The sequence below is a fragment of the Acinetobacter sp. YH12052 genome, from assembly GCF_013419835.1.
Lineage (GTDB): Bacteria > Pseudomonadota > Gammaproteobacteria > Pseudomonadales > Moraxellaceae > Acinetobacter > Acinetobacter amyesii.
The window spans coordinates 54,236-66,632 of sequence record NZ_VOZI01000011.1; the positions used below are offsets into that span (position 1 = coordinate 54,236).

The following is a 12,397-nucleotide window of genomic DNA, read 5'->3' on the forward strand; positions in this document are numbered from 1 at the left end:
CAAGGTGCATGAAGTGAATGTACTGCGTGGGTTTTTAAAAATTAATCTGAGTGGTCGTAGGTTTTATTCAACTTATGCACGACCGAAACTCGAAGACAGCTTTTAGAATTTAAGCGCGCATCATCGCGAGTGTCATAGCACAACAACATGCCTGTTGCAGGACACGAAAAGCAGAAAGATATCGATGCGTAAAAGTACTCATAAATGTTCCATACAGTGGTGAGTTTTGTTCACTCTAATATGGCAACAACTGTGCCAACATTTTAAGTATTTATTTTTTAAAGCTTTATTATTTAAACCTGATAAATTCTGTTGGTTTTGACGCCAAAAAACTGTTGGTTATTTAACAGTTGCTTATTTCAAATCATCAGATATCTCCATTTTATATCTCATTTTATGAAATAAGCAATACGCCTTGGGCTTTCCTTTGGGCATAAAAAAAACCCACTGACGTGGGCTCTTTTCAATCGATTTTAATTACCGCTTATTGACCAAATTTAGTCGCCATCGCTGTTAATTTTTGATAACCCGTCGGTAGCAAACGTTGGATTAAATCAATCGCTTTTGCATCATTACCAATCAGTAAACGACGCTTATCTTTTTGTACCGCTTCAATGATTTGGCGAGCTGCTTCTTCAGGTGGACAACGCAAGAATTTATTAAACGACTGTGCCGATTTTTGCGGGTTCATGCCTAAACTTTTCAAGCTATCATTCATTTTTGCGGCATTAGCAATATTGGTACGAATCCCGCCCGGATGTACACATAGCGCACTCACGCCACAGTTTTCAATATCCAATTCTTGGCGTAAAGATTCGGTAAAGCCACGTACTGCAAATTTAGTGGCATTATATGCCGACTGTGTTGGTTGCGCAGTTAAGCCAAACAAGCTGGAAATATTGATGATATGACCTTCACCACTTTGCTTGATATACGGTAAAAATTCTTTGGTGCCATAAACCACACCCCAGAAGTTAATATTGACAATCCACTCCAGTTCTTCGTAGCTTGCGCCTTCAACGGTCGTGCCCAATGCCACACCCGCATTGTTAAAAATCATATTCACCGAACCATGATCTTTAACGGTCTGTGCTGCCCATGCTTTCATTGCCGCAAGGTCTGACACATCGAGTTTTTGCTTAGTTACACGGACATTGCTGGCTTTCACCAAGTCAACGGTTGCCGCAAGCCCCTGTTCATTCACATCGCTTAAAGACAGATGACACCCTTGTTTCGCCAAAAGCACTGCCAATTGCTGACCAATACCTGAACCTGCACCTGTAATGGCAGCCACTTTATTTTTGAAGTTTTTCATTGTGATTCCTTATTCCTTTATGCTGCCGCTTGGCTTTATCACAGCATGATCTCATTTGCCAATGTGTGCAGTTCGTCGACTTAATATAGTTTTGACAATACATATTGTCAATGTCATCTTAGGACGTGCTAAGCTGTTGAAATCGCCAATGCTTAAACATAGGTTTAAACTGAAATTATTGCTAAAATAAGACAAAATTCTGCTTTAGTTCAGCGTATATTTTCATGACAGATGCAACAAATCACACAGAACAACAACAGGCAAAAAATGTGAAGGAACGTCAATTTAAAGGGCTTTCTCTCAGTGAACGTAAGCAAGCGCGACGTGAAAAACTGATTGAAGCCGGTATAGAAGCCTATGGAACACATGGCTTTTTTTCAGTGACTGTGAAAGATATTTGTTTGGAAGCCAAGCTGACCGAACGCTATTTTTATGAATCATTTAAGAAAAGTGAGCAACTGTTCCAGACCATCTTTTTAAAATTAATCGATGAACTGCAACAAAACGTGATGCAAGCCATCATGCAAGCATCCACCGATTCTAAAAAAATGATTGAAGCAGGTTTAACCGCCCTACTGTTAACTTTAAAAAATAATCCCCGTATGGCGCGCATCATTTACATCGATGCTATGTTGGTACAAGAGCTACATAACCAAGCCACGATTCATGAAACCATGATGCGCTTTGACCGTATGATTCATGCCTTTGTCATGCTGATGATGCCGAATATTGATCGTTCAGAACGTGAAATTTCGATGGTTGCAACCGGTCTCAATGGTTATGTCACCCAAATTGCGATTCGCTGGGTCATGAGTGGTTATAAACAACCGATTGACGAAGTTTTATCGTCATGTAGCGTGGTCTTTTTGGCCTTGTTGGATGCTTTTTCTGAAAAACCCAGTAAATAAATTCTGAGCTCAACACTGATCTTTACAATTTTTTTGAATGATTTTTTTGTGACAACAGCATGATGCAAAGCCCATGTTGTTGAATATTTCAGGATTTAAATTGTCACAATTTCTTTCTAAACCCCAATGAAAGATCATTTTTGCAATGATACTGTCATAATTAATCTTTGTAATAAGCCTGTCATAAATATAAAACGGTCTACCGTTTACATAAAATAGGGTATTGCGCTGTGAAAGATGACTATATTTTAATCGTCGACGACGAACTCCCGATTCGGGAAATGATCCATACTTCACTGGATATGGCTGGTTTTCAATGTCAGCAAGCTGAAGATGCCAAACAAGCGCACCAAATGATTGTAGATCAGCGTCCTGCACTGGTTTTATTGGATTGGATGATGCCTGGTGGCGTGAGTGGTGTAGACCTATGTCGTCGTTTAAAACGCGATGAAAATTTGTCAGAGATTCCAGTCATCATGCTCACTGCGCGCGGTGAAGAAGACCATAAAGTTCAAGGTCTAGACGCGGGCGCAGATGACTACATGACCAAACCCTTTTCCACCCGTGAGTTGGTGTCACGCATTAAAGCGGTGCTACGTCGCTCAAATGCATTGGGTGGTGAAAAAACCATTGATGCCAATGGCTTAATTCTCGATCCAGTCAGCCAACGTGTCAGCTTTGGCAACACCATTTTAGATATGGGACCGACTGAATATCGTCTATTGGCCTTCTTCATGACTCATCCTGAACGTGCCTATACCCGTGCTCAATTATTAGATCAGGTTTGGGGTGGAAACGTGTATATTGAGGACCGTACCATTGACGTTCATATTCGTCGTTTGCGTAAAGTTCTTGAACCTTTCCAAGCCGATCGTTATGTGCAAACTGTTCGTGGTACAGGTTACCGTTTCTCTACCCGTGCAGACGCTGTGATGGGTTAGTCATTTTAGGTCTTTAATTTTCTATGTATGAACCGTATCCCGTCCCTGAACTTGCCAGTGAACATAAAAAATTCCGTTACAGCAGTTTATGGACTTTTGCCAAGCAGGATTTAAGACTGCTGGCATTTTTCCTGCTCATTGCTGCACTCATCGGCTTTGGTATCGGGTACTTATGGATCTGCATCTTAATTGCCTTTGCAGTGTTCTTTGCATTGCAAATGCGTTCGCTGTACTTGGTTAACGAATGGATTTCAAACCGTCCCTATGATGTTCCGCCAAATTTAGACGGCATTTGGGGGGCTTTGCTCTTTAATGTATACCGTGCGCAGCGCCAAGAACGCATTGTACAAGCTGAAATGGTCGGTCTGATCGACCGCGCTCAATCTTCCTTGGTGGCACTTGCTGAAGCTGTGGTATTGATTGATGAATTACACCAAATCGAATGGTGGAACCCTGCCGCAGAAAAGCTTTTGGGGATTCAACAGCTCGATCAAGGGCGCAATATTTTAAGTATTTTAAGACAGCCTAGTTTTATCGAATACTTTACCAATATCGATTTAGCCCCCGATGGTTTAAAAATGAAATCATCGGTACTTGAAGACCATTATGTACAAGTCAAATTAACCCGTTTTGGTCGCGAAAGTCGTTTATTGGTGGCTTATGACGTCACGCGCATGCATAACCTTGAGCAAATGCGTAAAGACTTTGTCGATAATATTTCACATGAGCTACGCACTCCGCTTACGGTTTTAAGTGGCTATATCGAAACCTTTACCGATCAGGAAGATTTAAATCCACGCTGGAAACGCGCATTCGATCAAATGCAGTCTCAAACCCGCCGTATGAATGCTTTGGTTAATGACTTGTTATTATTATCTCGTCTGGAAAATGATAAAAAAGTTGCTAAAAATCAAATCATTGAAATGCCCAGCCTAATGAACCAACTATATGACGATGCACATGCTTACAATGTGGATTATGGACATACACTGAATCTCGAGATTGATAGTCACTGTGACCTAATCGGATCAGATATGGAATTGGCGAGTGCCTTTAGTAACCTCATCACCAATGCAATTAAATACACCCCCAAAGGCGGTACTGTGACCATTGGATGGCATGATGATGGTACGCATGGTTATTTTACCGTTGAAGATACGGGTATCGGGATTGACCCGAAACACTTACCCCGTTTAACGGAACGGTTTTACCGTGTGGACAGCGCACGTAGTCGCCAAACGGGAGGCACAGGTTTAGGTCTAGCCATCGTAAAACACGTTTTGATGCAACATCAGGCACACCTTGAAATTGAGTCCAAAGAAAACCGTGGTTCGCTGTTTAAAGTCGTTTTCCCTAAAGAACGCTTGTATCATGTGAGCTAAGCAGAATCATCCTGCCGGTCTTGCTGTGCTTCCAACTGTTGTTCTTGTTGTTTGGCACGGCGATATGCAGGACGCTGTTGCATCCGTTGTAAGAAAGCCTGAATTTGCGGATATCGCCCTTGAGTTCTGGTCATGACGGCTTCTAATGGAAACGTCATCTGAATATCCGCAAAGCTAAACGGTCCCGCAAAATATTCATTTTCCGCTAAATGGTTTTCTAAAAACTCGATATGTTCTTTTAAGCGAGGTCGTACAAAACCTTTTTTGACCCCATCACAAATGCGATTAGCTACGGGTTTGATGACCCAAGGTACATGGCGTGGCACATTGCTCATGACCAACTGCATCACCAATAACGGCATCAGAGAACCTTCGGCATAATGCATCCAAAAGCGATATTGTTGTTTTGAATGTTCCGCCTTGGCTGCAAAAAAATCATGCCGATCGTACTTCTCTTGTAAATACTCCAAGATCGCTGCAGATTCTACCAAGACCAGTCCATCATCCTGCAATATGGGCGACTTTCCTAAAGGATGGATGACTTTAAGCTCAGGGGGAGCAGACAAATTTGGCTGGCGCAGATAAAACTGAACCTGATAATCCAGTCCTAATTCCTGCATTGCCCATAAAATCCGAAATGAACGAGATTTTTCTAGATGATGTAGCACCCGCATGGGTTCATCTCCTATATGAAGTCTAAAATTTTCTTATTTCTGGCAAGCCATTATTATTTTGAAGTACTTAAATCATAAAAAGTGTCAGATCACTGCTTAGGGCTATATCAAAACTAAATTTTGCACAGTACAGCAGCGACCTGCTTTTAAATTAAACTAGAGTGGTTTTAATGTCTACACTGCGCAATAAAGTTTTTGTCACTGGGGTTTTTTCACAAATGGACAAGATTTTTTGCTCTAATTCTGCATCCAAGGGCGTTTGAAAATGTAGACGTCGCTCAATCCATTCAGCACCTTCACGGTTCGCACAAAAGTCTGCCTCAACACGAAACTCACCCAATTGAATTTGTTTATGTGCTGCATACATGCGCAAAGTAATCATGGTGCATGAAATTAAGGAGGCACACAGTAAATCATACGGTGCTAAACCTAAATCCCCGCCACCAAATGATTCGGGCTTATCTGTAATAAGTTGATGTTTTCCACTCTGAACTTCACCTGACCATGGTGCTTGTAAGGTGTTTACTGTTGCCGTTGCGACGATACCCATAATGACTCCCTCATGGTTATGCTGCACCATTTTTACCACAGGTACGGCTGTTCATTTTTATTTTTAAGTTAACGTGATGGACGCATTTTATCAGGGAAAGCCGGTGCTTCTAGTCGTGGACCATCATAGTCAGGAATAGAGCCAAAGCGTTCGTCCTGATTAATCCACTGCTCACGGGCAATATTCAATTCTTCTTGTGTGCGCCCCACAAAATTCCACCACAGCAGAATCGGTGATTCAAAAGGTTCACCCCCTAATAATAAAACACGGCCACCTGCGTGCAGATCAATTTTGACTTGGGTTAAGCCCGGCTCAAGTACCACCATATTGTCTTCATTGAGCTCGTGACCATTGACACTGGCAGTCCCTTCGAGGGCCATAAAGCCATATTCAAATTTTGGATTGAGCGGCAAGACGGTACTTTGACTTTCCGAACTACGCAGATCGACACCTAATAATTCACTATGTACTTTTACCGGCGATTTAGTCTGCAAAAATTCACCGACCAAGACCGTCAATTCAATCCCGTCTTGTGTCACCACTGGCAACTCTGGGTAATGGTCAAACTGGGGCGCCATATTGATTTTGTCATCTGGCAATGCAATCCAAAGCTGCGCAGCATGCATTTGCGTTTCAGATTCTGGAGCAACTTCAGTATGTGAAATACCATAACCTGCCGTCATGAGATTGACTTGTTTGGGCTGAATTAACTGATGTGTGCCCAAACTGTCGGTATGCATCATGGTGCCATCAATCATCCAGGTAAACGTTTGCAAACCAATATGTGGATGCGGCCCAACATCTAAGCCATCACCTTGAGGGAAATGCACTGGACCGGCATGGTCAAGGAAACACCATGCACCAATCATCCGTTTATGCCGACTCGGTAAAGCACGTTTAATCACTGTGCCTTGACCAATTTCAGCACGGCGCAGTGGAAATTCTTGAATGAACTGATTGACGTATTTTTCACAATCGTCGGAATGAGATATTTCTGTGTAATTGGTATTGGTCATATTCTTACCCTAAATTTGGCTAAGCCGATGCAAGGACTATCGGCTAGAGCTATGCATTTTTTTCCATTATATCTGCATTAACTCAATCTTCTTCAGCTGTCATTAATACGCTGAATCACAGAGATAGGACAATCGTTTTTTTGTTGCCTAATATGACATACAGCATAACAGTTATTGATGCTTATTTAGACAATACCCAATGCAAAATTACTTGTTCAAATCACGTGAAATGTAAATTTAAGTAACACAAATTAACACTCACTTTAGACCAAACAATACCAAATAATTCACAAATCATTGAAATAACGTGTTTAATTTTAAATAAAAATGATATAGATTATTTTAATTACATAAACTTACATATAAACCATGCTCACCCATCGGTAATCTTGCATGATCAATGAGTATAAGAAAGAATCACGTGCACTGATTCAAAAAGCCTTGAAAGGAACCATTGTTCGCGTTCCTGCTCAATTTCGTCAAGAATTTTTCCACTACCATCGTCGTCAACTTTTTAAATTCTTTTTCCAAGTCAACATCGTTGCACAATTGGCCTATCTCTCTTATGCCATAGCGGATTGGTTTATGTTGCCCGATGTGGGCTTGCTCGCGATAGGCTTAAAAACGGCCTATACCTTACTGATGATGGGCATCACATGGGGCATTTATACATATAGCAAGAGCATTTTACTCTTTGACTTGATGCTTCCCCTATCGATCGTTGGCGCTTCTGCGCTGTGGTTTAGCCTACTCAATTTATCCAATAGCCCCGATGTGCCGATCTATTTATATGCATCTTTGGTTTTTATTGTGTTAGCCAATTTATGTGTGCAAATCCGCTTTAAGGCTGCTGTGCTCATTTCTCTATGTATCAGTCTAATTTTACTGATTGGGGTATATTTCGCCATTTCTGGCAATATCCATCAACTGCAACTGTTTATCTTGATCTATTCGCCCGTGTTGTTATTTAGTTTGTATATCAGTTGGAATTCAACGCAAAAATCTAGAATTGTATTTTTACACAGTAAACTCGATCAGTTGAACCGTGAAGCGCTCAATATTATGGCGCATACCGACGTGCTGACCGGCTTAAACAATCGCCGTCAATTTATTCAACTTGCCAATTATCATATTCATCATCAGTCCAAACCGTTACAGCCGCTTTCATTACTGATTTTTGATGTCGACAAATTTAAAAATATTAATGATCAATTTGGGCACTATATTGGTGATCATGTTTTACAACAAATTGCAGAAACGTGCCGACATACCTTACGTAGCCAAGACATCATTGCCCGCTTCGGCGGTAAAAGAATTTATAATTCTTTTACCGCAGACACACCTGCGTCAGGCTCAAGATATTGCCGAACGCCTACGACGAGCAATAGCCGATGATTATTTAGAACTTGATACACTACAAAAACTTAAATTTACCGTTTCAATTGGTGTTGCCGAATTTGGTCAAAAGAACCGAGATTTACAAAGTGTCATTCGCATGGCCGACCAGGCACTTTATCAAGCAAAATCTGCAGGACGCAATCAAATTTCAACTTATAAAACAGCAAGTTAATAATATATTTTGTAACATTCATCAGACGATTTTTTATCCTTCATTCTAAAAATCCCTAGTTTCAGGTAGATATTTTTGTGTGTTTTTTGTTCATAATTTGTCCTAAGCCATTTATGGAGAAGGGACATGTCTGTTGATGTACGAATGAGTTCTCGGACTAATTCGTCTGCTCAGGAAGTTCGTAAAAATCATACTCATACTTTGAAACTTTCTGAGTGTGATCTTGCCAATCGTGCCGAGATTGAACAAGCCATTGCAGATCCCTTTGCACGTATTCCTACGCAGTTTAGAAACTATTTTCTACAACATCAGTATGCCCATCAGTTACCTTATTTGCGTCAAGTAAACTACATGGCGCAGATTACGTTTCTTCTTTATTTTTTTGCTGACATTTTTATTATCCCTGACATGTTCTTTTGGTCAGGTCTTTCTCGAGTGGCCATGATTGTTGCTGCCTTATTGGTCAGCTTTTATCTGTTTAAATACAAAAAAGATATTCGTGTGCTCGACATGATCTTACCGATTGGGACAGTCTGTAGCACCGCGATTTGGATTGGCTTATTACTGGCTTCAAATAGCCCAATGGTCTCGTCCTATATCTATGGTGCGTCGATCTTTATTTTAATTGCCAATGTCTGCGTACAAACACAATTTAAGCCCGCCTTGTATTGTTCGGGCCTCATTTCGCTATTGGTGTATTTTGCGGTGAGTCAGCTTTTATCATGGCAAGAAGCACTGATTTTTGTGGTGGTGTCTATTCCTGTTTGGATGATCAGCCTGCATATGAGTTGGAACAATACGCTCAATGCACGTCGTCATTTTTTACGTACCCTGCTTGATGACTGGAATATGCATACGCTGAAAAATCTAGCGCATACAGATGAGCTCACCCAGTTATATAACCGTCGTCAGTTTGTTCAGTTGGCTGAGCATCGCATCCATGAATGGCCAACGCCTGCAAGTACTTGCTTATTGATGTTTGATGTCGATCATTTTAAACATATTAATGATAATTACGGGCATGATGTTGGTGATCAGGTACTGCAATGTATCGCTGAAACCACCCGCAAAGAAATGCGCCAAAAAGATGTCTTGGCTCGTTTTGGTGGTGAAGAATTTATTGTGCTTCTGTCTGAAACGCAAATACAGGATGCAATGTTAATCGCAGAACGTATTCGTTTAACGCTTCAAAATCAATCTTTGCTGAATGTCGCAAATCACCCGATCCAATTTACCGTTTCCATTGGTGTTTCACAGCTTAAATCACATAAACAAAATTTAACTGAACTGATTAAGCAAGCTGATATTGCGCTGTATCAGGCAAAAGAAAATGGCCGTAACCGTGTAGAGCGCTATGATTCAAGCATGAAACCCGAACGTAAATCGACGAAATCTTGGCAGAGCTTTACCCATAAAGCGAAGCCTAAAGCTGAACCGAATAATGAAAGCGATAGTAGTTGGTCAATTGTTTATAAATAGAATGTTGAGATATAAAAAAGGACGCTGAAGCGTCCTTTTTTATTGAACAGTTAACAATCAATAAGTATATTTTAACAACAATAAATATTTGAATTTTATGATTATCGGGGGAAATTAATGAAAATTAAGCGTATATCCAAAATTGATAATTTTTCTATTTTTAAAAATTTTGATTGGGCAACAAGTCTTACTTATCAGAATAATAAGGGTCAAAGTGAAGTATATGATTTTAAGGATATCAATATCCTTTATGGGCGTAATTATTCTGGAAAAACAAGTCTTTCAAAAATAATTCGAAGTCTTGAGAAGAAACAACTTCCGCCTAAATATGATAATCCTGATTTCAAAATTAAGCTTTCTGATAATACTGAAATTACTCAAAATAACCTTCAAGATTTTAGCCACCCTATTCATGTCTATAACTCCGATTTCGTAAAAGCACATTTAAAGTTTATTCATAATGAAGATGACAACATTGAATCATTCTCTGTAACTTTAGGTGGTGACAATCAGCAAATTCTAGATCGGATTCAAGAATTAAAAGATGAGTTAGGTTCAAATGAAGAAAATGCTAAATCTGGTGTCTACCTTTCTATCCAACATAAAGAGAAGGAGGTAAAAGATGCTAGTGAAGATCACGGTACTAAGAAAATCTATTTAGAGAAGTTACTCACGGACAAAGCAACTCGCAGCTCTGATTCGATCAAGACCCAACATTCTACTTTTGGTGATATTAATTACTCTATAACCAAACTTAGAAATGATATCGTTGAAGTTCAAAAAACTAGCTTCCAATCGTTAACTGACGATCAAGAAACAGAAAAATTAGCCTTAATAAAACAAAATGAATTAACTACTCCACCTGAAATCCCTAAATACACTTTAAACTTCTCATCACTTGCCCAAGCAACAAATGAAACTTTAAAGACCGTTGTTAATCTAAGTGGCAAAATTGAAGAATTAACGAATAATCCTACACTAAACTCATGGGTACAAACAGGACATCAACTCCACCAACATCGGGAAACTTGTGCATTTTGTAGTAATGAAATTTCAGAAGAAAGAGGACAAACTCTTAAACAACATTTCAATCAAGAATTTCAACTGCTTCAAAGCAGAATCTCAAAAGGTATTCAGCTTTTAGATAATGATTTAGATAGTGATATATTAAAATTCACTTTAGATCTTAATCTCTATTATCAACAATATCACTCCAAACTATCTGAATTAAACTCGAGTCTACAATCTGCATGTAGTATGCAAAAAACATCGCTTAAACAACTAAAAGCAGCACTCGAGCAGAAACACGAGAACCCTTTTATAGAATTAGAATCAATAAACCCTCAAGATTATTCTATAGAAATCACAACTATTCTTAATCAAATTTCTAATATTAGAGATGAATGCAACCAATTGAGTAGTGACTTGAAAACTAAACAAAATGAAGCTAAAAATGCTTTACGTTTAAACCACGTTTTTCATTTCTTACATGATATTAATTTCAACAAACAAAACTTAGATATAAACCTAGCTTTCCAAGCGATTGGACCATTAGAAACTGAATTAACAGCTCTTAAAGCTCAAAAAGATACTATGACTGCTGCAATTAACACGGAAGAAGATAAGTTAAAATCTGAAGGCGAAGCTTGTAAACGTATTAATGAAATTCTACAGCATGATTTTGGTCATCAACATTTGAGTCTTGAGCCTATTGAAACTGCCAGCACAAATGGGCAATCTATAAAGTTTGAAATACAACGGATTAAAAATGGAGTTAAAACTAAAGCTCACAATTTGAGCGAAGGTGAGCAAAGCCTAATTTCCTTTTGCTATTTCTTAGCAAAAGTCCAAGATGATTTAGATCAAAGCAAGAAACCAATTATTTGGATTGATGATCCTATAAGTAGTTTAGATAGCAATCATATTTTCTTTATCTTTTCTCTAATTGAAGAAAAAATTGTCGTTGATCAAAAATTTGGGCAACTGTTTATATCAACTCATAATTTAGAATTTTTAAAATACCTAAAACGGCTTAATGGGAAAAAATGGGGTAACATACAATTTTTTATTATTAAAAGAAACTTTGATACCTCTACTATAGTTCAAATGCCAAATTATATGAAAAACTATTTTTCAGAACTTAACTTTCTATTTCATCAACTACATCTGTGCGCAAGCGAAGAAAACATTAATGATCAGAACTATAATGTTTTTTATAACTTTCCCAATAATGCTAGAAAATTTTTGGAGCTATATTCTAACTTTCACTATCCAGATGGATTCTCTAACACCGATACGGAAAAGCTCAAATCTCTTTGGGGCGAACATTTAGTATTTACCTTTACAGATAGAATTAACAATGAATATTCACACTTAGCAGGAATATTCGAAAGATCCTTTACCCCCTTAGAACAACCGGAGATGAATAAAGCTTCTTTTGCTATTTTAAAAAAAATTATTGCGTTAAATCCAAGACAATATGAAGGTTTCTTAAAAAGCATTGGAATCGAATCAACCGCTCTAGATCCACTTTACATAAAACTAACCTCATAAAAAAGGACG

The 12,397-nt window shown here is 38.9% G+C and carries 11 protein-coding genes; 7 read left to right on the forward strand and 4 right to left on the reverse strand.

The genetic code is table 11. The annotated features are described in order from the left end of the window. Positions 1-484: 484 nt before the first annotated feature. The gene (locus FTU06_RS09705) at positions 485-1,315 is read right to left on the reverse strand and encodes an SDR family oxidoreductase (RefSeq protein WP_180146293.1); all 831 of its coding nucleotides are present in this window, start codon (positions 1,313-1,315) and stop codon (positions 485-487) included. Positions 1,316-1,539: 224 nt separating this feature from the next. Here FTU06_RS09705 and FTU06_RS09710 point away from each other — a divergent pair, with 224 nt between their 5' ends. The 3 genes from FTU06_RS09710 (at position 1,540) to phoR (ending at position 4,546) form a co-directional block, all read left to right on the forward strand. Continuing rightward, complete coding sequence (locus FTU06_RS09710) at positions 1,540-2,223, forward strand: TetR/AcrR family transcriptional regulator (protein WP_078191503.1); 684 nt, start codon at positions 1,540-1,542, stop codon at positions 2,221-2,223. A 230-nt stretch (positions 2,224-2,453) separates the two neighbouring features. Next, entirely contained in the window at positions 2,454-3,164 is a 711-nt protein-coding gene (phoB, locus tag FTU06_RS09715) for a phosphate regulon transcriptional regulator PhoB (protein ID WP_078191504.1), read from the forward strand. Between the two features lie 23 nt (positions 3,165-3,187). Next, a complete protein-coding gene (phoR, locus tag FTU06_RS09720) occupies positions 3,188-4,546 on the forward strand; it encodes a phosphate regulon sensor histidine kinase PhoR (RefSeq protein WP_078191505.1) in 1,359 nt (452 codons plus the stop codon). Here the strand turns inward: phoR and FTU06_RS09725 are convergent. The 3 genes from FTU06_RS09725 to FTU06_RS09735 form a co-directional block, all read right to left on the reverse strand. Continuing rightward, the gene (locus FTU06_RS09725) at positions 4,543-5,220 is read right to left on the reverse strand and encodes a glutathione S-transferase family protein (RefSeq protein WP_180010804.1); all 678 of its coding nucleotides are present in this window, start codon (positions 5,218-5,220) and stop codon (positions 4,543-4,545) included. The genes phoR and FTU06_RS09725 overlap by 4 nt on opposite strands. Before the next feature lie 151 nt (positions 5,221-5,371). Beyond that, the gene (locus tag FTU06_RS09730) at positions 5,372-5,770 is read right to left on the reverse strand and encodes an OsmC family protein (protein ID WP_180146296.1); all 399 of its coding nucleotides are present in this window, start codon (positions 5,768-5,770) and stop codon (positions 5,372-5,374) included. A 68-nt stretch (positions 5,771-5,838) separates the two neighbouring features. Then, positions 5,839-6,786, reverse strand: coding sequence for a pirin family protein (locus FTU06_RS09735; protein ID WP_180039790.1), 948 nt, complete (start codon positions 6,784-6,786; stop codon positions 5,839-5,841). A gap of 393 nt (positions 6,787-7,179) precedes the next feature. Here FTU06_RS09735 and FTU06_RS09740 point away from each other — a divergent pair, with 393 nt between their 5' ends. The 4 genes from FTU06_RS09740 to FTU06_RS09755 all read left to right on the forward strand — a co-directional run bounded on the left by FTU06_RS09740 (position 7,180) and on the right by FTU06_RS09755 (position 12,388). Continuing rightward, positions 7,180-8,181 (forward strand): diguanylate cyclase, encoded by a 1,002-nt coding sequence (locus FTU06_RS09740; protein WP_180146299.1) that lies wholly within the window; start codon positions 7,180-7,182, stop codon positions 8,179-8,181. Continuing rightward, positions 8,078-8,356 carry a GGDEF domain-containing protein gene (locus tag FTU06_RS17125; protein WP_180146302.1) on the forward strand — a complete coding sequence of 93 codons (279 nt, stop codon included), beginning with the start codon at positions 8,078-8,080 and terminating at the stop codon, positions 8,354-8,356. Before FTU06_RS09740 ends, FTU06_RS17125 begins: the two co-directional genes overlap by 104 nt. A 144-nt stretch (positions 8,357-8,500) precedes the next feature. After that, on the forward strand, positions 8,501-9,835 hold the full coding sequence (locus FTU06_RS09750) for a GGDEF domain-containing protein (RefSeq protein ID WP_180135620.1): 1,335 nt from the start codon (positions 8,501-8,503) through the stop codon (positions 9,833-9,835). Positions 9,836-9,952: 117 nt separating this feature from the next. Then, the gene (locus FTU06_RS09755; protein WP_180146305.1) at positions 9,953-12,388 is read left to right on the forward strand and encodes an AAA family ATPase; all 2,436 of its coding nucleotides are present in this window, start codon (positions 9,953-9,955) and stop codon (positions 12,386-12,388) included. Positions 12,389-12,397 lie beyond the last annotated feature (9 nt).